The sequence below is a fragment of the Corynebacterium jeikeium genome (assembly GCF_028609885.1).
GTDB lineage: Bacteria > Actinomycetota > Actinomycetes > Mycobacteriales > Mycobacteriaceae > Corynebacterium > Corynebacterium jeikeium.
In genome coordinates, this window is sequence record NZ_CP063195.1 from 1,885,273 (window position 1) to 1,907,300 (window position 22,028).

General features: G+C 61.1%; 28 protein-coding genes. 8 read left to right on the forward strand and 20 right to left on the reverse strand.

Features of this window, described 5'->3' with window-relative positions; translation table 11 throughout:
- Positions 1–29: 29 nt before the first annotated feature.
- From CJEIK_RS08420 to CJEIK_RS08440, 5 genes are all read right to left on the reverse strand, one after another.
- On the reverse strand, positions 30–452 hold the full coding sequence (locus CJEIK_RS08420; RefSeq protein WP_005293632.1) for a DoxX family protein: 423 nt from the start codon (positions 450–452) through the stop codon (positions 30–32).
- Positions 453–467: 15 nt separating this feature from the next.
- Positions 468–1,847, reverse strand: a complete 1,380-nt coding sequence (gene sepX / locus CJEIK_RS08425) for a divisome protein SepX/GlpR (RefSeq protein WP_005293636.1) — start codon at positions 1,845–1,847, stop codon at positions 468–470.
- A gap of 109 nt (positions 1,848–1,956) precedes the next feature.
- Entirely contained in the window at positions 1,957–2,667 is a 711-nt protein-coding gene (locus tag CJEIK_RS08430) for a GNAT family N-acetyltransferase (protein ID WP_115597263.1), read from the reverse strand.
- 7 nt (positions 2,668–2,674) lie between these two features.
- The gene (gene glp / locus CJEIK_RS08435) at positions 2,675–3,988 is read right to left on the reverse strand and encodes a molybdotransferase-like divisome protein Glp (RefSeq protein ID WP_005293640.1); all 1,314 of its coding nucleotides are present in this window, start codon (positions 3,986–3,988) and stop codon (positions 2,675–2,677) included.
- A 9-nt stretch (positions 3,989–3,997) separates the two neighbouring features.
- Entirely contained in the window at positions 3,998–4,921 is a 924-nt protein-coding gene (locus CJEIK_RS08440; protein ID WP_172544877.1) for a UTP--glucose-1-phosphate uridylyltransferase, read from the reverse strand.
- A gap of 86 nt (positions 4,922–5,007) precedes the next feature.
- On the opposite strand from CJEIK_RS08440, the gene CJEIK_RS08445 reads away from it, so the two are divergent.
- Together CJEIK_RS08445 and mscL are read left to right on the forward strand one after the other, a co-directional pair.
- Positions 5,008–5,622, forward strand: coding sequence for a 5-formyltetrahydrofolate cyclo-ligase (locus CJEIK_RS08445; RefSeq protein WP_077536173.1), 615 nt, complete (start codon positions 5,008–5,010; stop codon positions 5,620–5,622).
- A gap of 51 nt (positions 5,623–5,673) precedes the next feature.
- Positions 5,674–6,108: a large conductance mechanosensitive channel protein MscL gene (gene mscL, locus CJEIK_RS08450; RefSeq protein ID WP_005293644.1), complete on the forward strand. Its 435-nt coding sequence runs from the start codon at positions 5,674–5,676 to the stop codon at positions 6,106–6,108.
- 16 nt (positions 6,109–6,124) lie between these two features.
- Here mscL and CJEIK_RS08455 read toward each other — a convergent pair whose 3' ends face one another.
- From CJEIK_RS08455 to CJEIK_RS08485, 7 genes are all read right to left on the reverse strand, one after another.
- Positions 6,125–6,361 (reverse strand): hypothetical protein, encoded by a 237-nt coding sequence (locus tag CJEIK_RS08455; RefSeq protein ID WP_005293648.1) that lies wholly within the window; start codon positions 6,359–6,361, stop codon positions 6,125–6,127.
- A gap of 1 nt (position 6,362) precedes the next feature.
- Entirely contained in the window at positions 6,363–7,016 is a 654-nt protein-coding gene (locus CJEIK_RS08460; RefSeq protein WP_005293650.1) for a MogA/MoaB family molybdenum cofactor biosynthesis protein, read from the reverse strand.
- An 85-nt stretch (positions 7,017–7,101) separates the two neighbouring features.
- Positions 7,102–8,556, reverse strand: a complete 1,455-nt coding sequence (locus CJEIK_RS08465; RefSeq protein ID WP_005293653.1) for a S1C family serine protease — start codon at positions 8,554–8,556, stop codon at positions 7,102–7,104.
- A 112-nt stretch (positions 8,557–8,668) separates the two neighbouring features.
- Complete coding sequence (locus tag CJEIK_RS08470) at positions 8,669–10,093, reverse strand: HAMP domain-containing sensor histidine kinase (RefSeq protein ID WP_273657906.1); 1,425 nt, start codon at positions 10,091–10,093, stop codon at positions 8,669–8,671.
- 125 nt (positions 10,094–10,218) lie between these two features.
- A complete protein-coding gene (locus CJEIK_RS08475; RefSeq protein ID WP_011273950.1) occupies positions 10,219–10,914 on the reverse strand; it encodes a response regulator transcription factor in 696 nt (231 codons plus the stop codon).
- Positions 10,915–11,057: 143 nt separating this feature from the next.
- Positions 11,058–11,225 (reverse strand): 50S ribosomal protein L32, encoded by a 168-nt coding sequence (gene rpmF / locus CJEIK_RS08480; RefSeq protein WP_011273951.1) that lies wholly within the window; start codon positions 11,223–11,225, stop codon positions 11,058–11,060.
- A gap of 75 nt (positions 11,226–11,300) precedes the next feature.
- Entirely contained in the window at positions 11,301–11,564 is a 264-nt protein-coding gene (locus tag CJEIK_RS08485) for a type B 50S ribosomal protein L31 (protein WP_005293662.1), read from the reverse strand.
- A 463-nt stretch (positions 11,565–12,027) separates the two neighbouring features.
- Between CJEIK_RS08485 and rpmB the strand changes: the two genes are divergently transcribed.
- The 6 genes from rpmB (at position 12,028) to CJEIK_RS08515 (ending at position 15,072) form a co-directional block, all read left to right on the forward strand.
- Entirely contained in the window at positions 12,028–12,264 is a 237-nt protein-coding gene (gene rpmB / locus CJEIK_RS08490) for a 50S ribosomal protein L28 (RefSeq protein WP_005293665.1), read from the forward strand.
- Positions 12,265–12,266: 2 nt separating this feature from the next.
- Positions 12,267–12,431: a 50S ribosomal protein L33 gene (rpmG, locus tag CJEIK_RS08495; protein WP_005279910.1), complete on the forward strand. Its 165-nt coding sequence runs from the start codon at positions 12,267–12,269 to the stop codon at positions 12,429–12,431.
- A gap of 3 nt (positions 12,432–12,434) precedes the next feature.
- Entirely contained in the window at positions 12,435–12,740 is a 306-nt protein-coding gene (gene rpsN, locus CJEIK_RS08500) for a 30S ribosomal protein S14 (RefSeq protein WP_005293669.1), read from the forward strand.
- A 15-nt stretch (positions 12,741–12,755) separates the two neighbouring features.
- Entirely contained in the window at positions 12,756–13,004 is a 249-nt protein-coding gene (gene rpsR, locus CJEIK_RS08505; RefSeq protein ID WP_005293672.1) for a 30S ribosomal protein S18, read from the forward strand.
- A gap of 265 nt (positions 13,005–13,269) precedes the next feature.
- Positions 13,270–14,082 (forward strand): RDD family protein, encoded by an 813-nt coding sequence (locus CJEIK_RS08510; protein ID WP_111711966.1) that lies wholly within the window; start codon positions 13,270–13,272, stop codon positions 14,080–14,082.
- 45 nt (positions 14,083–14,127) lie between these two features.
- Positions 14,128–15,072, forward strand: a complete 945-nt coding sequence (locus CJEIK_RS08515; RefSeq protein WP_005293678.1) for an AEC family transporter — start codon at positions 14,128–14,130, stop codon at positions 15,070–15,072.
- Here CJEIK_RS08515 and CJEIK_RS08520 read toward each other — a convergent pair.
- From CJEIK_RS08520 to CJEIK_RS08555, 8 genes are all read right to left on the reverse strand, one after another.
- Positions 15,061–15,534 carry a CD225/dispanin family protein gene (locus tag CJEIK_RS08520; RefSeq protein WP_034964509.1) on the reverse strand — a complete coding sequence of 158 codons (474 nt, stop codon included), beginning with the start codon at positions 15,532–15,534 and terminating at the stop codon, positions 15,061–15,063. The genes CJEIK_RS08515 and CJEIK_RS08520 overlap by 12 nt on opposite strands.
- A gap of 94 nt (positions 15,535–15,628) precedes the next feature.
- Positions 15,629–16,087, reverse strand: a complete 459-nt coding sequence (locus CJEIK_RS08525; RefSeq protein ID WP_050760814.1) for a DUF2752 domain-containing protein — start codon at positions 16,085–16,087, stop codon at positions 15,629–15,631.
- Positions 16,078–17,271: an acetyl-CoA C-acetyltransferase gene (locus CJEIK_RS08530; RefSeq protein ID WP_034964513.1), complete on the reverse strand. Its 1,194-nt coding sequence runs from the start codon at positions 17,269–17,271 to the stop codon at positions 16,078–16,080. Before CJEIK_RS08530 ends, CJEIK_RS08525 begins: the two co-directional genes overlap by 10 nt.
- A gap of 106 nt (positions 17,272–17,377) precedes the next feature.
- Entirely contained in the window at positions 17,378–18,019 is a 642-nt protein-coding gene (locus CJEIK_RS08535; RefSeq protein ID WP_005293690.1) for a CoA transferase subunit B, read from the reverse strand.
- Entirely contained in the window at positions 18,016–18,792 is a 777-nt protein-coding gene (locus CJEIK_RS08540; protein ID WP_005293695.1) for a CoA transferase subunit A, read from the reverse strand. The genes CJEIK_RS08535 and CJEIK_RS08540 overlap by 4 nt, the downstream gene beginning before the upstream one ends.
- 29 nt (positions 18,793–18,821) lie before the next feature.
- Positions 18,822–20,516, reverse strand: a complete 1,695-nt coding sequence (locus CJEIK_RS08545; protein WP_005293698.1) for an AMP-binding protein — start codon at positions 20,514–20,516, stop codon at positions 18,822–18,824.
- A gap of 90 nt (positions 20,517–20,606) precedes the next feature.
- Positions 20,607–21,503, reverse strand: coding sequence for an HpcH/HpaI aldolase/citrate lyase family protein (locus tag CJEIK_RS08550; RefSeq protein WP_005293701.1), 897 nt, complete (start codon positions 21,501–21,503; stop codon positions 20,607–20,609).
- Positions 21,496–21,996: a MaoC family dehydratase gene (locus CJEIK_RS08555; RefSeq protein ID WP_005293704.1), complete on the reverse strand. Its 501-nt coding sequence runs from the start codon at positions 21,994–21,996 to the stop codon at positions 21,496–21,498. Before CJEIK_RS08555 ends, CJEIK_RS08550 begins: the two co-directional genes overlap by 8 nt.
- Positions 21,997–22,028: the final 32 nt, after the last annotated feature.

Genomic DNA, 22,028 nt, shown 5'->3' on the forward strand with positions numbered 1-22,028 from the left:
ATCCCGCCTCTTACGTGCTTGACTTAACTTCAGCCGAAGCGCGACAGTGCCCTATCCAGGCTCGCGCGTCCCGCGCCGAAAACAACAATCATCATAAGCGAGACGACCAGGAGCAGCACAAACTCCATGCCCCCATCGGTGACGAAAAAACCGTTGGACCAGTGCACGAAGTACAGCACCAATGCGCTGTAGATGGCGAATAGTCCGGCAACTGCCGTGGTCAGCAAACCAACGATGAGCATTGCGCCGCCGAGCATCTCGAAGCTGGCGGCCGCCCAGGCGCTGACTTTCGGCTGCGGAATGTGCAGGCGGTCGAAGGTGGCGATGGTGCCGGTTACTCCGCTCATGCCGTCGATAAAGACCTTCTTCCAGCCGTGGGCAATGAAGATCACGCCGGTGACAAGGCGCAGTAGCAGCAAAGCCGCGTCACGCGCTGCAGGGTGGTTCAGCATGCGGAAGGTTTACCCCTAGACCGCGCGGATGCCGGAGCGCGGATCGATGTATTCCTTGTCCGAGCCGGAAGCGGATGGTCCGTTCGTGTCCGGACCCCCACCCGGAAGGTCGAAGAAGTCACTGCCGTCGGCGTACTCCAGGTTGCTGAAGGCCGGGTCGTCTTCGTCGGTCTCCAGGATCACGGCGCCCGGGCGGATCAGGCGATCCGGCACGCCCAGCTCGTCGTCCTCCGTGTTGCGCACACCCAGGCGGGCGCGGCGCATACGCACCAGGCGGCGGTGGCGCAGCTCGCGCTCCTCGATGGCCTGGCGGCGGAGCATCACCAGGTAGAAGGCAGTGAAGGCAACCATGGCCACGAAGGTCAGCCACACGCCGCTGCCCAGAGCCAGGCTGGCGCCGAAGGTCAGCACGCACAGAGCCAGCAGTACCAGCAGCACCTTCTTGCGGCGGTTCTGGCGTTCGCGGGCCAGGCGCGCGGAGGCCACTGGGTCGTACACGCCGCGGCCGCGACGGGCGGCCAGGTACTTCAGATCGGCCTCGCTCAGCTCGTCGGACTCCTCGAGGATGTCCAGGTTCTTGCCCTCCGGGGCTGCATCGACGTGGTCTACCAAATCTGGTGACGCCTTCACGTCCCCGCCGCGCACGTACCCAGTCGGGACTGCGGCGTATGCGGCTTGGCGGGCGCTCTGTTCTTCAGCCTGCTCTTCGACCTGCTCTTCGGCCTGGTCCTCAGACTGCTGGGCCTGCTCAGTCGGTCCAGCCTCCTCAGTGTGCTCAGCAGCTACGTCCGCAGTTTCGGCGCTCATCTGCGCCTTCTTCACCGGGGAGAACTCGCCGGTGTCCATCTCATCCTGAGCGGTGTAGCGCACTGCGCTGCCCGCTGCAGCCGCCGCTACGACCTTTTCGGAGCTCTCGCCGGACTCTCCCTCGGCCGCGTCCTCCGCTTGGGCGTCAGTCGCCTCCGCGTCAGTCGCCTCTGCGTCAGCCACTTCAGCGTCTACTACCTCGCCGTCAACGACTTCCCCATCAACGATCTCGGTAGCCTCGGCGCCCTTACTTCCCTTGTTTTGCTCGTCGCTATCCTTCGTGGTCATCAGCGCCCGCAGACCACGCGCATTGCCCGACTTCGCGTCGGACACGGAATCTTCGTCTTCCAGCAGAACGTACTCGGGCTCAGCGTCGACCAGCTCCAGCTCCTCGTCATCGGAGGACATGTACAGCCCTTCGGCGGGCTTGAGCTTGCGCTTCGCCTTCAGCGTGCTTCCACCCCTATGCAGCACGCGGGTTTCACTCAGTGCCTGGGCAGTCCGTCGCACGGGTTTTTGGTTGCGCAGCAAAAGCGGCGCCAAAAGCACCAACCAGACGGCGGCAATGAGCAAAAGGGAGCCGGACACGAGTATCAGTTCTCCTCAAATTGTGGGAAGTTTATGCGGGCAGCGTGAGCAGTCAAGCGCTAGCCACGCTACCCGCGTTGCCTTAAATTCTGCGATAGCCACGCCGGTGCTAGTTTCGGTTCACAGCCAACCCCAAGATTCCGCGGTTCACCAGCGTGCGAACCACCCCTTCCGGAGCTACTTCCTCCTGCGTCTGTGCTACCAGTAGGTGGTCCCGCCATTCGCCGTTGATGTGCAGGTTTCGCTGCAGGTGCCCTTCGATGCGGAAGCCGGTTTTCTCCAGTACCTTTCTGGACGCCACGTTCTCCGGCATGACCGTAGCTTCTATCCTGTGCAGCCCCACTACCTGCATTCCCAAGTCCACCCCCAGCGCTACCGCCGCGGTAGCTACGCCTTGGCCTTGGAAACGCGAGTGCACCCAGTAGCCGATCCAGGCGCTGGATACTGTTCCATATTGGATGTTGCCGATCGTCAGCTGACCCGCAAACTCCCCATCAATGTCGATGACCATCGGCACCAACACGCGGTCGGCAGACAGAATCTGCAGGTTGTGGAAAGTTTTCCTCCAAGCCTGTGGGCTGTGCGCTGTCGCCCAGTCCCCTTGCACGGTCGGCTCAAAGGGTTGCAATAGTTGCTGGTCTTCAATCCGCGCTGCGCTCCACCTCTCCCCGTCTGTGGCGCGCACGGGGCGCAGAGCTACCGGCAGTCCGGCGGGGGCGTCATTAAGATCTCCATGAGAGTGCCCGCGACTTAAAACGGTGCGCGTGTGCTGCTCGGGCACCGCGGCGGGGGCGAAGGCAGCACGCAGTCGGTGAAGCACGGGCGGGCTAATCCTTGTTGCTGAGGAACAACACGTCCACAACCTGGCCCGGTGCCACGTCAGTCACATCGGACGGCACTACGATCAGGCAGTTGGCCTGCCCATGGCTTCCCAGTAGGTGGGTTGGCTCGCCACCGTTCACCGCACCCAGGGGATCTACCAAAAACTCGCGGGTCTCCCGGTCGCGCATCAGCTGACCGCGGATAAAGCCCCGGCGGCCAGGCGCCGAAGCAATACCGGCGATCGTGCGGGCAGGTACCACACGGCGGGTAGCTTGACGCCGGCCACGGATAAGCTGCACCAGGGGGCGCACCATAACCTCGAAGGCCACCAGCGCGGCAGAGGGATTGGCCGGAAGCAGGAAGGTAGGAACCTTGTCCTGCCCCAGCGTGCCGAAGCCCATGACGGAGCCGGGGTGCATGGCGATGCGCTGGATGTCCATCTCCCCCATCTCGGACAGAATTTCCCGCAATTCGTCGCTAGCCGCGCCGCCCACTGCACCGGAGATAACCACGACCTCGGAGCGCAGAAGCTGGCTTTCCAAAACCTCGCGCATTTTACGCGGCTCGCCGCTGAGGATACCCACGCGGTGCACGTCCGCACCGGCCTCGCGAGCGGCGGCGGCCAGTGCGTAAGAGTTCACGTCGTAGACCTGGCCCACCGCCGGATCGCGGTCGATGTCTAGCAATTCACGGCCGAAGGATAGTACCGAAAGGCGCGGGCGAGGGTAGACCAGAACCTTAGATCGCCCCACGGCAGCCAGCAGACCAACCTGGGCGGCGCCGATGACGGCGCCTTCCTCGACAACCACATCGCCGGGCTGCACGTCGGAGCCCTTCCTGTGTACGAATTCACCAGAAGCGATGGCCTCCAGCGGGCGAATCTTACGGCCTTCCTTTTCCACCCAGTCCAGCGGTAGTACAGAATCCGCCAGGGTGGGCAGCGGTGCGCCCATTTCCACGCGTACAGCCTGGCGCGGCTGCAAACGGATCGGGCGCAGAGAGCCGGCGGTTACGTCACCGACGATCGGCAGGGTTTCCTTTACTCCGCCGGTGCTCTCTGTAGCCTTCTCCGTAGCTGGGGCATCTTCGGGGTCTCGGTCGAAGTCGCCACTCCGGGCAGCGGCCAGCGCTTGACGAATATCCACACTGCGGACGGCATACCCGTCAATGGCAGCTTGGTCGAATCCGGGCAACGGTTCCGTGCCCTCGACCCTTTCGGCGCAACGCAGCCCCAGGGTCTCGGTAATGGCGATGCGCACTGGCTCAGGGGTCACCGCCGCAGAGGTGATAATTGCCAGCTGTTCTTCGACCGATCGCATGTTTTATCCCTAGTTTTCGTTTTCCTGATCGAGGCGCTCGCGCAGCCAGGTTTTCAGGCTGGGGCCATATGTCTCATTCTGGAGAGCGAAATCGACACAAGCCCGAATGTACCCACCCGGGTTTCCCAAGTCATGGCGCAGACCGTGGTGGACAATGATGTGCACGGGGTGGCCTTCGGTGATCATCAGCTCGATGGCATCGGTGATCTGGATTTCCCCACCCTTGCCGGGCTTCGTGCGGCGCAGTGCATCGAATACCTGCCGGTCTAGCAGGTAGCGTCCGGTGGCCACGAAGTTGGACGGAGCATCTTCTACGGCAGGTTTTTCAACCATGCCCTTAACGATCTTCACATCGGCGTGGTCCGCCTCGTCGATCTCGAAAACTCCGTAGTTGCTGGTCTCCTCCCGCGGCACTTCGAAGGCACACAGCACGGATCCGCCATACTGCTTGCGCACAGCAAGCATCTTCTCCATCACGCCCATCGGCAGCACCAGATCATCCGGCAGCATGACGGCGAAGCAGTCTTCGTCTTCATCTAGCACCTGCTCGGCCAGCCCAATGGCGTGCCCCAGTCCGAGCGGCTTCTCCTGCTCGACAGCCACTACGTCGATCAGGCCGTCGGTAGCGCGCACCTTGTTTAGCTGGTCGGTCTTATTGCGCTGTTCAAGTGTGCGTTCCAGCTCTTCATCGGTATCAAAGTGGCCGAGCACCCCACCCTTCTTCGGAGCCGTCACGATGGCCAAGCGGTCTGCACCCGCGTCAGCGGCTTCCTTCGCGATCAGTTCGATCCCGGGAGTGTCTACGACGGGCAGCAACTCTTTCGGGACAGTTTTGGTGGCTGGCAGGAAGCGGGTTCCGAGCCCGGCAGCCGGGACCACGACGGTACGCAGTGCGGCTTGCTCGGACGTGGAGATCGTAGGGCTAGAAGTCATGCCGGAATAGTAGCGCTTTAAGCTCTGGGTTTCGTGCTCTACACACCACTTAAGGAGAGTTTTCTTTTGCACTAGGCTTTTAGGCGATGACCACTACCACTGAGTTAAAAAAGCGCACCCGGGCAAAGGTGCGAGCTGCCCGTACCCACCGCGTCGACGAGCGCCCTTCCCGCGACCGGAACATCCAGGCTCACCTCCTGGACGCTCTCGCAAAACTCCCCTGCGCGCCTTCCACCATCGGCGCCTATGTCCCTCTCCCCAATGAGCCCGGCGGTGCGGACCTTCCCGATGTCCTGGCGCGCACGGGAGCGCGGGTATTGCTCCCTCGCGTTGTTCGTGGTGACGCCCCCAGCCTCGAATGGGTCGAATATCAACCGGACAACCCAAACCTTGCCGAAGGGACGTGGGGAATACTCGAGCCGGTGGGCGAGCCAGTAGGCAACTCGGAAAGTAATGCAGTTCACACTTTTCCAACATGCGTAGATGTAATAGTTACGCCTGCTCTGTCGATTGATTATCATGGGATACGGCTCGGACAGGGCGGTGGTTTCTATGATCGAACTCTTGCCAATCGCCCAGCACACGTGAAAGTGTGGGCAGTGGTGGATCACGAAGAATTCACCCGCGACGTTCCCTGCCAAGACCACGATCTGGTCGTAGACGCTGTGGTCAACGATCTCGGATACTTCCCCATTTTCTAATTGCTTTAAAAGGTCTGCGCTAGGTCGTGGACAAGAAAGGTCTTTTGCACCATGCTTGAGGGTTTTAAGAAGTTCATCATGCGCGGCAACGTCATGGAACTTGCCGTAGCCGTCATCATCGGCGGTGCCTTCACCGCCATCGTCACTGCTTTCACCAGCGGCATCGTCGAGCCGCTCCTGGCCGCAGTCGGCGGCTCCCCCGAGTTCGGAATGGGCTTCCACCTCCGCGAGGGCAACGATGCAACGTTCGTCAACATCGGCGCTGTCCTGACTGCTGCCGTTAACTTCCTGATCATCGCTGCCGTCATCTACTTCCTGATGATCATGCCGATGAACAAGCTGGCTGAGATGAACGCTCGCCGCAAGGGCATCGAGCCGGAGGAGGCTGCAGCTACCGAGACCGAGCTGCTGGCCGAGATCCGCGACCTGCTGCTGGAGCAGCGTGGTGGCGAAGCAGAGCCGACCGGCAAGCACGCAGAAAACTAACGCAACCTAAGCCCTATTAACCCCAGTGCGGCGGGCGCTGTTCTTCTAGAAAGCGGCGCTCCTGCTGAGCGGAAGGGCGATCATCGCCCCACTCATCCCGTGAAGGGTATGAGTGGGGTTTTGTTGTGCCGGAGGCGATGGCGTCAATAAAAGAAGAACCCGAACCCCCAGCCTGGCCGGCCTTCCCTACCTTTCCGTAGAACCTGCGACGACGGCGAACCGGCTGGCTCTTACTTGAGTGGCCGGTGCTCACTCTAGGCCCGGTTGTTCATATCGTCGACAACGTGGCGCACCAGAGGTCCAAGGGTCGCCATGCCATCGCGGATCGCCCCGCGGGAGCCAGCGATGTTGACCACCACAGTCGAGCCAGAGATACCGGCTACGCCGCGGGACAGACCCGCGTCCAGTGAGTTAGCCGCCAGGCCAGAGGAGCGCAGAGCCTCCGCGATGCCGGGAACCTTACGGTCCAGCTCGGCGCGGGTGGCCTCCGGGGTCTTATCGCGCGGGCCAGTGCCAGTACCGCCGATGGTGACGACCAAATCCGCGCCGCCGACAACAGCAGTCTGAATGACCTTGCGGATCGCGGACTTACGAGACTCGACGCTGAGTACAGCATCGACCAGGAAGCCCTCCTCTGCCAGCAGCTCCGCGACCAGTTCGCCGTTCTTGGCCTTCTCCTCCGGGAAGTCGGTAACGAGCACGACCATGGCGTGTAGAGGAGGCTCGCTGCTCAATTGCTCACGGTTGCGCTCCTGGGCGTCCAAGGAGTGGAACAGCGAGTCATCTGGCTCCGGGATTTCCTCTGCCAGCCGGTCCACCTGCGCGTGGTCGACAGAACTCATTGCCATGACCTTGCCGATGTCAGCGTTGATGTCCGCAGACTCTTCCTTAGCCTTCTGAGCTGGCATGGCGTTCCTCCTGAGTTGATAAACGGATGTAACTAATAAAGTATCCCGTTCGCCCTCTGCTGTACAGGCGAACGGGAATGGGGGTTTACTCGGCGGTTGTGAGCGTCAGCTCGACCTCGCGCTCCTTGCCATCGGGGCCTTCCTTGACCTTCAGCTTTACCTTGTCGCCCACAGCGTGCGAGCGGATTGCTGCGATTAGCCCTACACCCGAATCCACTCGTCGGTCGTCGACGTGAGTAACAAGATCACCCTTCTTCAAGCCTGCCTTGTCCGCGGGACTGTCCTTGTTCACGTCCGCGATGACGGCACCATTTTCGCTAGAGCGCGTATCGACCTTCGCACCGATGATTGGGTGCTCAGCCTTGCCATTATCGATAAGTTGCTTGGAAATTCGCTCTGTCTGGTTGATCGGGATGGCGAAGCCCAGACCGATGGAACCTGCTACTTCCCTGCCGCCGGTAGAGGCAATGACGGATGGGATGCCGATAAGCTTGCCCTCCATGTCCACCAAGGCTCCGCCGGAATTACCGGGATTGATGGAGGCATCAGTCTGGATCGCGTCGATCAAGGATGCCTCACCGCCATCCTCACCGGAAGCCTGTACGGGACGGTTCTTCGCCGAAACGATGCCGGTAGTGACCGTGGCTGACAGCCCCAGTGGAGAACCAATCGCCATTACGTCCTCGCCGACGTTCACCTTGTCCGAGTCACCGAACTCAATGGGCTGCAGATCCGTGACGTTCTTTGCCTTGATCACCGCAATATCGGTCTGCGGGTCAGTGGCCACCACTTCCGCCTCGAGGCTACGGCCGTCGTTGAGGGTAACCTCCATTTTTGCCCGCCCGCCCTGGGCTCCCGCGACCACGTGATTGTTCGTGAGGATCAATCCGTCGGAGGAGATAACTGAGCCGGAGCCCTCGTCTCCGCCCCGGGATGTCGTAACTCTGATGGAAACCACAGAGGGCAGGACCTTATTGGCAACGTCGGTGGTACTGCCGGGCTTCACCGGATTGGACGCATTCTTCTCCTCCGAAGACTTGCTCGAACTACTGGAGTTATCAAAGGAGGAAGTGGCATTGTTGCTGGTTTTGTTGTCGTTGATCGAGTCCATGCCCACGTACGTGACGGCGGAAGCAACAACAGCACCCGCTAGCAGCAGTGCCGCAACGGCCGGCGTGGACCAGCGCTTCTTTTCCTGCGGCTGACTGCTCAACTGGGGCTGATAGGGGTCTGCAAAAGATGCCTGTCCCGGTGCCGACGGCGGAGCCTGCACGGATGTCGGCTGTGGGTACTGCTGCGGGGCCTGCTGCTCTGGGAAAGGTTGGGAGCTAGGCTGCACCGCCGGGCCCACCTGTGTCGCCGGCTCCTGTGTCTGCTCTTGCTGGCCGTTCCAGCGCATGTGGTCCCGGTGAACTCCCCCCTGTGGCCTGCCGTCCCCTTGCCCCGGCTTTTGGCCGCTGTTAGAAAAGTCCGGTGCTCCGGGCATCCGTTGCCCATCCCCCGAGTAGTTCTCGCCCATGTTTTGTTCCCTTTCGTCCATAGCGACCAGTATGTCCGTTATGTATGTAGTTCAGCACTACGAATGCTGTAGTTTTTCTGCCAGTTTAAGGAAAATCCTTGGTGAATAGTTCCCAAACCCCGCCTAGGTCGCGCTAGCTCGGCTCCCCCGGGAGCACTACGCGCATCAGGGCACCTCCGTCATCCGACTCATCGGCAACGATCACCCCGTGGTGGCGCTCGATAACCTGCTTGACGATCGCTAGCCCCAGGCCGGAACCAGGCATCGAACGCGCCTGGATCGAGCGGTAGAAGCGGTCGAAGACATTCTCACGGTCTTCCTTCGGGATACCGGGCCCGGAATCCGCCACTCGAATCTCCACTTCCTGGTGCGCTGGAGCTTCGGCATCGGAACCCGCAGCGCCACCTTCCTCGCTCACAATCGGCTGCATCCACACGCGCACCACACCGCCCTCCGGTGACCATTTCGCAGCGTTGTCCAGCAAATTCAGCAAGGCTCGGGACAGGGCAAAGGAATCTCCCTGCAGGTGCCACTCGATCAGGTGCGCGTCGAAGGTCACATCCGGGCGGCGTCGCTGCACGCGCTCGATCCCCAGGTTGATGAGCTCGGAGACTTCGACGGTGGTTAGGACTTCCGGATTCGAGTCTTCACGAGCCAAATCCACAAGGTCGCCGATCAGCCCGCTCATCTCGTCAATCTGCGCGATCACGTCGCGCTCTAGGTCCTTGCGGTCTTCCTCACTGATGCCGGGACCTTCACCGTCTTTTCTTTGTGACGCCAACATCAGTAGCTCTATGTTTGTGCGCAGCGAAGTCAACGGTGTCTTGAGCTCGTGCGAGGCATCCGCAACGAGGTTCTTCTGCTTAGTCTGCGCATTCTGGAGCGCATTCATCATGTTGTTGAACGAGTCCGTAAGGGACCCGAGCTCATCGTGGGAGTAGACGGGGATCTGCCGCAGCTCGCCAGTGCGGGAAACCTCGTCGGCCGCGCGTCGGAGCCGGGTAATCGGTTGAATACCAGAGTTCGCCACTGCGATACCCGCAATGATGGATGCAACAAAGCCAGTCACCGCAATGAGGATCAAAACCAACCAGAGGGATTCGAGCGTCTGGTTGGTAAAGGCGATGTCCAGCCGCAGCACAATTACACGGCCGTCCAAGGCACCGATAGCAAAACTCCGCTTGTCACCCTCCGATTCGAAAGTATAGGGATCGTCACCGACGAGCACGGAAATCTCGTCAGGGTTGAGTATGCCCTCAAATTTGCGCACGTCCGCCCGTCGCCCGGCTTGGTCGGCAGGCACGATAAGAACGCTCATGTTGTTATCGGAATCAAAGAAGCGGGGGCGGTAGTCCTCCCCCTCCCCGGTCTCGCTGACCGGAAACTCAAAGCCCGAATCGATGTAGGCCTGCGCTTGCGTCTGCAGTGTCTTATCCATCTCCTGCGACAGAACTTGTTTCACGGTGGCGTAGGAGGAGACGGTGATGATGGCGATACACAGCATCACCACTATGGCCGTAAGGGCCGCCAGCCGCGTGCGCAGGGATAATCCGCGCACCGAAAAACGGAGGGACTGGATCAGCCGGTCCCTCCTGCTATCCCCTCGAGTGTCTGCGCCCCCATTCTCGGGAGAGGCACGTTCGGGCTCTACCGAGAGGTAATCCTCCGGGAGCCTACGCAGGATCACGGTGCGGTCTCACGCAGCGCGTACCCCACCCCACGAACAGTGTGAATCAATCGAGTCTCGTTGTTAGCCTCCGTCTTACGGCGCAGATAGCCAATGTAAACCTCTAGCGCGTTGCCGGAGGTTGGGAAGTCATAACCCCACACCTCTTCCAAGATGGTGTTGCGGGAAAGCACCTTACGCGGGTTGTTCATCAGCAGCTCCAGCAAGGCAAACTCCGTGCGGGTCAAGCTGATCTGGCGGTCACCGCGGAAAACGTCGCGCGTCTCCGGGTTCAGGGTCAGGTCTTCAAAGCGCAGCGGCTCGCGGGTTTCGCCTTCCTGAATCGCCGGACGGGCAGCGCGGCGGAACAGCGAACGGGTGCGGGCCAGCAGCTCCTCAAGGGCGAAAGGCTTGGGCAGGTAATCGTCAGCACCGGCATCCAGGCCGGCCACTCGCTCCTCCACGGAATCGCGGGCGGTCAACAACAGGATCGGTAGGTCGTCTCCGTGGCTGCGTAGTTCGCGGCACACGTCCAGGCCGTCCTTCTTGGGCATCATTACGTCCAGGATGGCCAAGTCCGGTCGTTCTTCGGCGATGAGCTTAAGGGCCTCCTCGCCATCCGTTGCCAGGATGACGGTGTAGCCGTTGAAGATCAGGGAACGGCGCAGGGATTCGCGCACAGCCTGGTCATCATCTACAACAAGAATCTTCATGTGTTCCATTGTGCCTATGAAGTTGTCACAATGCCCGCGCGGATCCACATTTTTAAGGAAAGCACAGGATTTCTTAGGTCTAGGTTTGCGTATACAAAACCCCGCCACACATGTATGTGCGACGGGGTTTTGCTGGACTCGAATTAATCCAGGTCAATAAGACCCAGCTGAGCTGCCTTCACCAGGCGGCGAGGAATCTGAACATCCTGGCCCTGAACCTTAACGTGCTGCAGAGCAACGTTGTCGGCCTTCCACTGGGAACGGCGGGAGTGCGTGTTTGCACGGGACATACGGCGCTTTGGAACTGCCATTGTCTTCTACCTCCTAATTAAAGGTATTGAGAGTGTGAAATAGGTGTCTTGCGATCTTCGTGGTGTGAAGAGGTCTTACTTCTTCTTGCGGCGGGTCATGTTGCCGTAGCGGCGCTGGAACTTCTCCACGCGGCCGGCGGTATCCATAACGCGCTGAGCGCCGGTCCAGAAGGGGTGGGACTCGCTGGTCACGTCAACGACGATGAGCGGGTACTCGTTGCCGTCTTCCCATTCAACGGTGCGGTCGGAGGTAGCAGTGGAGCGAGTGATGAACTGGTGGCCAGTGCTCGCATCCTTGAAGACTACGGGGTGGTAGTCGGGGTGGATATCCTTCTTCATGGTTTCCTCTTATTCCCTTAGGTACGTGTACATCAGGTCGGTCCCGTGCGTTACTTGCGCGGGTCGTGCCTGAGTCGGGTCATAAAAAGCAGCGCGCCTTCTTTTTATTGACGCCCTTTAGGCCAGCCCGCTAAGCAGGTGGATTTTGGGCGTGACAAAGTCGGTCGCACAACGAGGAATTATCATAGCGAAAGAGAAGGCCATAAAGAAAATCGCGTTTCCCGAGCTGGAATGGGGCCAACTGGGGCGTAGGGGCGTCAGAAACAGCGATTAGGTTATGGCGCAGCGGTGCTGTAAAGTTAGCTCCCGCTGTTGTCTATGTAAACGTCATCGCCGGACAGATTTTAGGCTAGATACGCTAGATGCAGCGCCCCACCACCTAAAGCTCTTGGCCCGTCTAACCATGGGTTTTTGGAAGTGCGCGGCGCAGACACCTGAGATCTCCGGCGGAAGGAGAAAACCCATGTCGGCATATTGCCAGGTCACGGGACGCAAGCCGAGCTTCGGCAAGTCTGTGTCCCACTCGCACCGCCGCACGAACCGTCGCTGGAACCCAAACATCCAGCGCCGTACGTTCTACTTGCCCTCTGAGGGCCGTTCCATCACGCTGAACGTGTCCACCAAGGGCCTGAAGACCATTGACCGTGACGGCATCGAGTCTGTCGTTGCCAAGATCCGCGCCCGTGGGGAGAAGATCTAACTATGGCACGTAACGATATCCGCCCAATCATCAAGCTGAAGTCTACGGCTGGCACCGGTTACACCTACGTCACCCGTAAGAACAAGCGCAACAACCCGGATCGCATCACTCTAAAGAAGTTCGATCCGATTGCCCGCAAGCACGTCGAATTCCGCGAGGAGCGATAGTTTATGGCTAAGAAGTCCATGATCGCGAAGAACGAGCAGCGCAAGGAAATCGTCGCCCGCTACGCGGAGCGTCGCGCTGAGCTCAAGAAGATCATCAAGAACCCGAACAGCACCGACGAGGAGCGCCTGGATGCACAGTGGGAGCTGAACCGTCAGCCCCGCGACGCTTCCCCAGTTCGCGTCCGTAACCGCGATGCAGCTGATGGCCGCCCGCGCGGCTACCTGCGTAAGTTCGGCCTGTCCCGTGTACGTGTCCGCAACATGGCTCACCGCGGTGAGCTGCCGGGCGTACGCAAGTCCAGCTGGTAAGGGGGAGCTTTCACAATGAAGCGCACCAACATGAAGAAGGCGCGGATGGAACAGTCCCGCCGCCCGAAGAAGAACCCGCTCAAGGCCGAGGGCATTGAGACGGTTGACTACAAGAACTACGACCTGCTGCGTAAGTTCATCTCCGAGCGTGGCAAGATTCGCTCTCGCCGCGTGACGGGCCTGACCCCGCAGCAGCAGCGTCAGGTTGCCACCGCCGTGAAGAACGCGCGCGAGATGGCACTGCTGCCTTTCCACAGCCGCTAAACCGCTGTGCCCTTTCGGGCTAGCAGCAAAAGGCTGCGGCCTGGAGACGTTTAACAGACACGATCAAGACCCACCGCCCCGTGCGAAAGCGCGAGCTAGGCGGCGGGTCTTTTTCGTACCTTTTTAGCCACCCGCCCGGCGGCCTGGCGGCTTTCTTCGCTAAGCTTGCACAGTAAAACTCTTAAGCGCTCCCCTACGCCTATCGGGATTAGAGGGGCGCAGACACATTCGGACGCAAGTCGAACAACAGTTAGGAAGCCCGCAGTTGAGTAATAACAACAACTATCCCAATGGAGACTTCGGTTCCAATGACTTGCCGGATTACAACGCCTACACCGGCGGTAACTCCGGCGACTCCAACCCCTACGAGCAAACCGGTTACGGCGCGGAACAGAACAGCTACGGCGCCGAGCAGGGTGGCTACGGCGCTGAGCAGGGTGGCTACGGCGCTGAGCAGGGTGGCTACGGCGCCGGCAACTACGGCGCCGGCGATCCCAATGCCTATGGTGCACCTGCATTCCCGAATGCTGCGGCCAACAACGGTGCCATGTTCGGCAACGACCGCCCGGGCGCCTGGAAGCGCCTTCTGGCGCTCATCATCGATAGCCTCTTGGTTCAGGTGGTTATCGGCGGCATTTTGCTGTTCGTTATCTGTGGCCAGGATCTAGTGGACTGGTACGACGCTCTGAAAACCGCCAGCTCCCCCGAAGAGGCAAACGAACTGTACCCAAGCGGTAAAGTGGCCATCTGGGGCCTAATCATGCTGGTCATCTGGTTAACCTACCGTGTCCTCATGGAATCCAAGAAGGGAGCTACCCTCGGCAAGATGGCTATCGGCGCCCGTGTAACTTCCACTGACGGGCAAAACCTCACCCCGGTAGAGTCGCTGAAGCGTAACGGCTGGTACATCATCGGCACTGTCCTGGGTCTGATCCCTTTGGTCGGCTCCTATCTGGCGCTGGCTTTCTACATTGTTGTAGGCGTGACCATTGGCCAGAGCCCGGAGAAGCAGTCCTTCACCGATAAGTTCGCCAACGCCTACGTGGTGGACAAATCCGCGTACTACGGGGTTAACTAGGGTCGCGACTACTGCGCTTAAGGCGCAAATACTTAACATAGCCTCATGTTGAACGTCCTCTCCGGCTTTGCCGTCGTCATCTTCGTCATAGCGATCGGCTTCGGAGTAGGGCGTCTTCGGCTTTTAGGCCCCAATGCGGTCTATACCCTGAACATGTTCGTGTTCTGGATCGCGCTACCCTGCACGCTAATCACGTTCATGTCTAAGACGGACATTGCCCAGCTTTTCGGCCCAAACCTTCTGGTCGTGGCGCTGTCCACGCTCACCACGGGCTTCTTGGCATTCCTCGGCTATCGCTGGATTACGCGACGGTCCACCGAGGATTCCATCATCGCGATGCTGGCCTGCACCTACTGCAACGGATCCAACCTGGGCATCCCACTAGCCGCCCATTTGATGGATGACCCCACACTCACACTCCCGGTGATCCTCTTCCAGGTCGGCTTCTACGGCCCGCTGAACGTGCTGGCCCTGGATATGCGCACCGGTAAGCAGGCCACGAACTTTGTGCGCTCTACTCTGCTGACGATCCTAAAGAATCCACTTATCATCGGCGCCGCCATCGGCATCGTCATCTCCCTGCTGCAGCACAACACGGGCTTTATCCTGCCGACGATTGTCGCGGATCCGCTGGGGATCATCGCGGACGCCACCGTCGGCTGCGCACTGATCGCCTTCGGCATGTCCATGGCGGAGGTGCGCGTGCTCCAGCCCGGACTGTCGCCCCGTCGCTCCGTGTGGGCGACGTCGCTGGTCAAAACGGTTGTGCACCCCGCCATCGCCGCGTTCTACGGTGTCTTTCTTTGTGACGCCTCGTCTCAGTTGCTTTTGGCCATGGTTCTCCTGGCGGCTCTCCCGACCGGGCAGAACGTCTTCACCTATGCCCAGCGTTTCGGCGTGAATAAAGTTTTAGCGCGAGACACCGCGGTGATCTCCACGGGGCTCGCGCTACCAGTGATGGCGCTGATTATGGTGTTTCTAAGTTTCTGATAGTTCGCTCATGCTTAGGCCTAGCACTCCGACGAAAAAGACGAAGTACAGGATGATAAGGGCAACGGATACAACTGCAGATGCAATGGCTAGGTTCTTCGCCTTGTCTGACGCATCCTGTGCACCTGCATAGTCACCGCGGTACCAGCGGCCTTCTACTTGCGAGGAGTAGTAAATACCTATTGCGCCGAGGGGCAAACAGCACAGGAGAGTCGTTAGAATCGTCGCCCACATCCAGTTATCCGGCGGGGTGCTGCCCACGCCCGGCTGGTAATTCTGACCCAGCTGCGCGCCGTAGCCGGCGGACTGATTCGGGTAACTGTTGTTCTGATAGCTGCCGTAACTCGGGGGCTGGTTCTGGCTCGGGTTCTGGTTGTACCCGCTGTTGTATGGGTAGCCCTGGTTTCCCTGCTGGCCGAAAGGGTCCTCGTTGGAAGGGTTCTGATCGTATGGGTTGGTCACTAGCTTCCTCGGCTGACTTCTTGAAGTTGGTTGGTAAATGAAATACGCCATTAAAATACCAAAGCAACGCAGAATGTTCCCGGACCGAAAGAATTTATACGCGCAATTCTAGAAACGGCGAGAACGGCAGGATGCGCGCAACGAACCACAGGCCAATCACTATTCCCACCACCAGCGGCGCATGCCGGAAATGCTCCCAGTTAGGGATTCGCTTCCCCCACGATCGCGCGGTCCACGCCAGCCAGCTCCAGATCAAGAGGACGACGGCGAAGATCCCAACCGCGTTGTAATGCAGAGCTGCGCCGAAGTCTCCCTGGACAAGCGCCTGGACCATGCGCATCGAACCGCAGCCGGGACAGTTGAATCCGAATAGTGCTTTCGTGGGGCATTCTGGGATCACCCCGCCCGGGGTCTGCGGATCAGCTGCGGCTATGGCGCAGCACGCACACACCGCTGCCGCGCCGACTGCCAGCGGCAGCAGCTTTGCAAAAGCTCCGGTAGCCGCGCCGATGCCAGTGCGGTCGCCGCTACCCGAACGGAGGCCTAGCGCCACAGCAGCAGCGCGTCGCCCTGACCGCCGCCGCCACACAGGGAAACGGCAGCCTTGCCGGAGCCGCGGCGCTTCAGCTCGTGCGCAGCGTGAACCACCAGGCGGGCACCGGAGGCGCCGATCGGGTGGCCCAGGGAGATGCCGCCGCCGTGGATGTTGGTCTTCTCCAGCGGGTAGTCCAGGTCCTTGATGGACTGTGCGACAACGGAGGCAAACGCCTCGTTGATCTCCAGGAAGTCCAAGTCGCCGGCCTCCCAGCCGGCCTTCTTCAGTGCCGCGGCGGTGGCCTGCGACGGCTGGGAGTGCAGCTTGGTGTCCGGGCCGGCGGTCTGGCCGTACTCGCCCAGGGTGGCTAGGATCTCCAGCCCCTTGGCCTCAGCGTTCTCGCGGGAGGTCAGCACCACGGCTGCCGCACCGTCGGAGATCTGGGAGGCAGAGGCGGCGGTGATGGTGCCGTCCTTCACGAAAGCCGGACGCAGCTTCGCGAGCCCCTCAGCGGTAGTACCGGGCCGGATGCCCTCGTCGGCGGAGACGGTCACGGTCTCCTTGCGGCCCTTGACCTCGATGGAGACGATCTCATCATTGAAGACGCCTTCGTTGGTCGCGGCCTCGGCCAGCTGGTGGGAGCGGGCAGCGATCTCGTCCTGCTCCTCGCGGGTAATACCGCGCTCGGCGTTGCCCTCGTCGGTCTCCAAGCCCATGGCGGTGCCCTCGTTCGGGTCGGACAGGCCGTCGCGCTCCAGGGAATCCTGCAGCGCCAGGGAGCCATAGCCCTTGCCCGCGCGCACGCCCGCGGCGACGTGCGGGGCATTCGTCATGGACTCCTGGCCACCGGCGACGACGATGCTGGCGTCACCCAGGCGGATCAGGCGGGAAGCGTTAATCACGGCATCCAGGCCGGATAGGCACACCTTGTTCACCGTCATAGCGGGGACGTTCATCGGGATACCTGCGGCCACAGCGGACTGCTTCGCGGGGTTCTGCCCGGAGCCCGCCTGCACAACCTGGCCCATCAGTACGTAATCCACGGCATCCGCCGACACACCGGAGCGCTCCAGCACGGCCTTGATGGTCTCTGCGCCCAGATCGACCGCGCTCTTCTTCGCCAGCGCGCCGAGCATGCGCCCCTGCGGGGTGCGTGCTGCGCCTACAACGACAATGTCCTTCGGGTCTTCCTGCAAGGTCATCTGAAAAATCCTAACTTTCGAAACTAGTGGCGTCATCGCTTAAAAAAGCCTGCGTCGTGCCCTCAAGTATGGCACGAACAATGGCCCAGCGAGGCCGATTGGGGGTCTACCCCAGCGCCGTCCTAAACGGCACTGCGGTCTTTTCTTCTACCTCTTCTGTGGTGACGCCAGGTGCCAGCTCCACCAAAGTCAGCCCATCTTCGTCGCGATCGAAAACCGCAAGGTCAGTGATGATCCGATCGACCACGCCGAGGCCCGTAGTCGGCAGCGTGAGCTCCTCGATGAGCTTCGGCTCCCCGGTCTTGGTGGTGTGATCCATCAGGACGATCACCCGGCGCGCGCCGACGACCAGATCCATGGCGCCGCCCATACCCTTGACCATCTTGCCGGGTACCATCCAGTTGGCGATGTCGCCGCGGGCGTTGACCTCCATGGCGCCGAGAATGGCGACGTCGATCTTGCCGGCGCGGATCATGCCGAAGCTTAGGGCGGAATCGAAGTAGCTGGTGCCGGGCAGTGCCGTCACCGTCTCCTTGCCTGCATTAATGAGGTCCGGGTCTGCGTGGCCCGCTTCCGGGTAGGGGCCGATGCCCAGCATGCCGTTTTCAGATTGCAGGGAAACGGTCACACCCTCCGGCACATAGTTCGGCACCAAGGTGGGCATGCCGATGCCGAGGTTTACGTACTGGCCGTCCTCGAGCTCCTGGGCGGCACGGGCGGCCATTTCTTGCCTGGTCCAGCCGGTCATCGCACGGTCTCCTTTTCAATCATCTTGTCGGCTGCCTGTTCCGGGGTAAGTTCCACGATTCGGTGGACGAACACGCCGGGCAGGTGAATGTCATCCGGGTCGAGTTCGCCGACCTCCACAACCTTTTCGGTCTCCACGATGCAGATCTTGCCGCTCATGGCAGCCAGGGGGTTGAAGTTGCGGGCAGTCTTAGCGAAGCGCAGGTTGCCGTCCTTGTCGGCCACGGCGGCGCGGACCAGGCCAAAGTCGGCGCGGATGGCGGTTTCCAGCACGTAGTCCTCGCCGTCGATGGTGCGGGTTTCCTTGGCTGGTGAAGCCACCTCCACCTTGGTCTTGTCCGCCTGGTCGTACTTCCACGGCATGCCGCCCTCGGCGACGAGCGTGCCCACGCCGGTGCGGGTGAAGAAGGCGCCGATGCCGGAACCGCCGGCGCGCAGCCGCTCCGCAAGGGTGCCCTGCGGGGTGAGCTCTACCTCGAGCTCGCCGTCTAGGTATTGGCGGGCGAACTCCTTGTTCTCGCCGACGTAGCTGGCCACGATGCGGCGCAGCTGGTGGTTCGCCAGCAGCAGCCCCAGGCCGCGGCCATCCAGGCCGGCGTTGTTGCTAACCGCTTCGAGGTCTTTGACCTGCGTGCGGCTTATCTCTTCAAGCAAGACCTGCGGGATGCCGCACACCCCGAATCCGCCGACGGCCAGGGTGGCTCCGTCTTGAATGTCAGCGATTGCCTCCGCGGCAGTGCGCAGTTTTGAATGATGTGGCGCTGTTGTGCTCACGGTTGCTTCCTTTCTGTTTGGGCTGTTGCCTACTTCTGATAGATCCCGAGCAGCTCCACCGCGTGCTCGCGCAGCTCGACCTTGCGGACCTTGCCCGAAAGCGTCATCGGGAAGGAGTCCACGCACTCGACGTACTTCGGGATCTTGTGGCGAGTCAGGTCGCCAGCACAGAACTCACGAACTGCTGCCTGATCCAACGGCTCGGCGTCCTCGCGCATGATGATGAAGGCCATCAGCTCCTCGCCGTACTTCTCGTCCGGTACGCCGACGACCTGCACGTCGGAGATGTCCGGGTGCGTCATGAGGAACTCTTCGATTTCCCGCGGGTAAAGGTTTTCGCCGCCGCGGATTACCATGTCCTTCGCGCGTCCGGTGATGCGCGCGTAGCCTTCCTCGTCCATCGTTCCCAGGTCGCCGGAGTGCATCCAGCCGTCCTCGTCGATGGCATCAGCTGTCTTACCGGGCATGTCCCAGTAACCCTGCATCACCAGGAAGCCGCGAATCAGGATCTCGCCCTGCTCGCCACGCTTCACGGTCTCACCGGTCTCGGGGTCCACGATTTTCACTTCGATGTGGGGGTTGGGGCGACCGACGGTACCCACGCGCTTCTCAATCGGATCGTCAACCAACGTCTGGTGGTTCACCGGCGAGGTTTCCGTCATGCCGTAGGCGATGGTGATCTCGTTGATGTTCATGATGTCCATCACCTGCCGCATCGTGCGGGTGGGGCAGGCTGTGCCGGACATGATGCCGGTGCGCAGGCTGGACAGGTCATAGGTCTTGCCCTTGGCCTTGGCGTGCTCGATCTCGTCGAGCTCTGCCATGAACATCGTCGGCACCCCGTACAGGCTGGTGGCCTTGCCGTGCTCAACGGCCTCCAGCACCGACTGTGGGTTGAAGACCGGGCCAGCGATGATCGTCGTTGCACCGTGGGTGATGGCACCCAGGTTGCCCATCACCATGCCGAAGCAGTGGAAGAAGGGCACGGGGATGACGACCTTATCCTGGTCTGTGTACTGCAGGGTCTCCCCCACCAGGTAGCCGTTGTTCAGGATGTTGCGGTGGGTCAGAGTGGCGCCCTTGGCCATGCCGGTGGTACCGGAGGTGTACTGGATGTTAATGGGATCGTCCGGGTGCAGCTGCTCGCGCACTGGGTTCAGATCCAGGATCGCATGGTTAGCTAGCTCGTCCCAGCGTTCAGAGCCAAAGAAGATCGTCTCCTTGTAGTTGTGACGGCTGAACTGGCTTTCCGCCGCGTCGATCATCGCGCGGTAATTCGAATCCTTGAAGCGACCCGCGGAGAACAAGCCCTTCACACCGGACTGGCCCATGGCGTAAACCAGCTCCTTGTGACGGTAGGACGGGTTGATGCAGACCAGGATCGCGCCGATCTCGGCGGTAGCGAACTGCACCAGCGTCCACTCCCAGCGGTTAGGCGCCCAGATGCCGATGCGATCGCCCTTGCGGTAGCCGGCGGCGTGCAGACCGGAAGCTAGGCGCTGCACCTTGCGGTAGAACTCCGTGTATGTCAGGTGCACATCACCGTAGAAGTCGATGACCGCGTCGTGGTCCGGGTACTCAGCCACAATTCGGGCTAGGCACTGGCCGATCGTTTCGTCCAGCAGGTCCACGTCAGTGCGGCCAACCTGGTGCGACAGGGTGGGGTCCAGATCCGCCGGGTCGGATAGAACAATCGGGCGGTCGTTGCGGGTCGGGGTAGTCATGGTTATCAACCTTTTCGTGTGAAAGGAATTTTGCGTTGAAGTTGAAGTTGAAACAGTGCGAAGTAGGTAGAAGGGAAGAACATGGGGAAGCTAGCGAATCCTGGCGGCAATCACTTCGGCCTGGCGCAGCAAGGGCGCATCGATCATCTGTCCGTCCAGCGCGAAAGCTCCGGAGTTCTCGGCCGCTCCTTCGATGACCCGGCGCGCCCAGGTGGCCTGCTCCTCGGTGGGTGCGTAGGCCTCGCGGATGACGGGCACTAGGCCGGGGTGGATCGAAACGGTGGCCGCGAAACCACTGGCGGCTGCGTCGATAGCTTCGGCGCTGGCGCCTTGCGTATCCTTCGTGTCGGCGTGAATGGAATCCAGCGCCACGATGCCCGCTGAGGCTGCGTGCAGCAGCACCATTGCTCGGGTCAGGCGTGGGACCTCCCGGTAGCCTCCCGGGTGGCCGGACGGGCCGCCGCCGGGCGTGGGAACCTCATCGGCTGCGTAACGGGAGCTCGTCCCGCCCAGCGCCGCAGTCAGGTCCTCGGCACCCCAGAACAAGGCCACCACCTGCGGGTCCGCGGCGATGTCTGCGAGGTTCACCACGCCCCTGGGGGTTTCAATCAGGGCGATCGCGCGAAAGTCTTCGGGAAGTGCCCGGCGGTTGGAGCTGGCGTCACCAAGAACAAGAGCGCTTTCCACCTTCGGCACCATCACAGTCCTAAACGGCGAGTCCGTGACGGCGGCAAGGTCTTCGGCGAAATCGGGCGAATCGATGGGGTTAATGCGCACGATGGTGCGTTCCGGATCGAGATCCGCGTGGATCACGTTTTTCCTGGCCTCGGCGCGGTTTTCGGCGCGGCAGCCGTCCTCGAGGTCGAGAATGACCATGTCGGAACGGTCAGCGGCTTTAGCGAAGCGTTCAGGGCGGTCAGCCGGCGCGAACAGCAGCGCGGGGCCTTGTGGTAGCCATGCGGTGTTGGACACTTCGGTGTTAGACATCTTCACCCGAACCTTCCGGCGCGCACTGCATCAGCGTCTTGCGCGTGGCCTTGCACACGATGGTGCCGTCCTGGTTGCGTCCAATGTGCTCCAGCTCCACGATGCCCTGTCCAGGGCGCGACTTCGACAGTCGCTTACCCACGCAGCGCGTTTCGGCGTACAGGGTATCGCCGTGGAACATAGGCGCAGGGAAGGAAATCTCGCTGAACCCCAGGTTGGCCACGATGGTGCCCAGGGAAAGCTGGCTGACGGACAGTCCCACCACCGTGGACAGGGTGAACATGGAGTTCACCAGCCGCTCGCCGCGGAAGCCATCCTGAGTGGCCGCCCATGCAGCGTCGATGTGTAGCGGTTGGGTGTTCATGGTCATGGTGGTGAACAGGGTGTTATCCGCCTCGGTGACGGTGCGCCCAGGCTGGTGCCGGTAGACCACCCCCTCGGTGAACTCCTCGAACCACAGGCCGCGCTGCACAACTTCTTTTTCTGTGCTCATTGTCGCTGGTCTCCTATACTTTTCGCTTGGCT

Bases quoted from the DNA above. Each gene is read 5' to 3' on its own strand.
- CJEIK_RS08420 (WP_005293632.1), bottom strand. From the start codon at position 452: ATGCTGAACCACCCTGCAGCGCGTGACGCGGCTTTGCTGCTACTGCGC.
- glp (WP_005293640.1), bottom strand. From the start codon at position 3,988: ATGCGATCGGTCGAAGAACAGCTGGCAATTATCACCTCTGCGGCGGTG.
- CJEIK_RS08440 (WP_172544877.1), bottom strand. From the start codon at position 4,921: ATGACTTCTAGCCCTACGATCTCCACGTCCGAGCAAGCCGCACTGCGT.
- CJEIK_RS08445 (WP_077536173.1), top strand. From the start codon at position 5,008: ATGACCACTACCACTGAGTTAAAAAAGCGCACCCGGGCAAAGGTGCGA.
- mscL (WP_005293644.1), top strand. From the start codon at position 5,674: ATGCTTGAGGGTTTTAAGAAGTTCATCATGCGCGGCAACGTCATGGAA.
- CJEIK_RS08460 (WP_005293650.1), bottom strand. From the start codon at position 7,016: ATGCCAGCTCAGAAGGCTAAGGAAGAGTCTGCGGACATCAACGCTGAC.
- CJEIK_RS08465 (WP_005293653.1), bottom strand. From the start codon at position 8,556: ATGGACGAAAGGGAACAAAACATGGGCGAGAACTACTCGGGGGATGGG.
- CJEIK_RS08475 (WP_011273950.1), bottom strand. From the start codon at position 10,914: ATGAAGATTCTTGTTGTAGATGATGACCAGGCTGTGCGCGAATCCCTG.
- rpmF (WP_011273951.1), bottom strand. From the start codon at position 11,225: ATGGCAGTTCCAAAGCGCCGTATGTCCCGTGCAAACACGCACTCCCGC.
- CJEIK_RS08485 (WP_005293662.1), bottom strand. From the start codon at position 11,564: ATGAAGAAGGATATCCACCCCGACTACCACCCCGTAGTCTTCAAGGAT.
- rpmB (WP_005293665.1), top strand. From the start codon at position 12,028: ATGTCGGCATATTGCCAGGTCACGGGACGCAAGCCGAGCTTCGGCAAG.
- rpmG (WP_005279910.1), top strand. From the start codon at position 12,267: ATGGCACGTAACGATATCCGCCCAATCATCAAGCTGAAGTCTACGGCT.
- rpsN (WP_005293669.1), top strand. From the start codon at position 12,435: ATGGCTAAGAAGTCCATGATCGCGAAGAACGAGCAGCGCAAGGAAATC.
- rpsR (WP_005293672.1), top strand. From the start codon at position 12,756: ATGAAGCGCACCAACATGAAGAAGGCGCGGATGGAACAGTCCCGCCGC.
- CJEIK_RS08515 (WP_005293678.1), top strand. From the start codon at position 14,128: ATGTTGAACGTCCTCTCCGGCTTTGCCGTCGTCATCTTCGTCATAGCG.
- CJEIK_RS08530 (WP_034964513.1), bottom strand. From the start codon at position 17,271: ATGACCTTGCAGGAAGACCCGAAGGACATTGTCGTTGTAGGCGCAGCA.
- CJEIK_RS08535 (WP_005293690.1), bottom strand. From the start codon at position 18,019: ATGACCGGCTGGACCAGGCAAGAAATGGCCGCCCGTGCCGCCCAGGAG.
- CJEIK_RS08545 (WP_005293698.1), bottom strand. From the start codon at position 20,516: ATGACTACCCCGACCCGCAACGACCGCCCGATTGTTCTATCCGACCCG.
- CJEIK_RS08550 (WP_005293701.1), bottom strand. From the start codon at position 21,503: ATGTCTAACACCGAAGTGTCCAACACCGCATGGCTACCACAAGGCCCC.
- CJEIK_RS08555 (WP_005293704.1), bottom strand. From the start codon at position 21,996: ATGAGCACAGAAAAAGAAGTTGTGCAGCGCGGCCTGTGGTTCGAGGAG.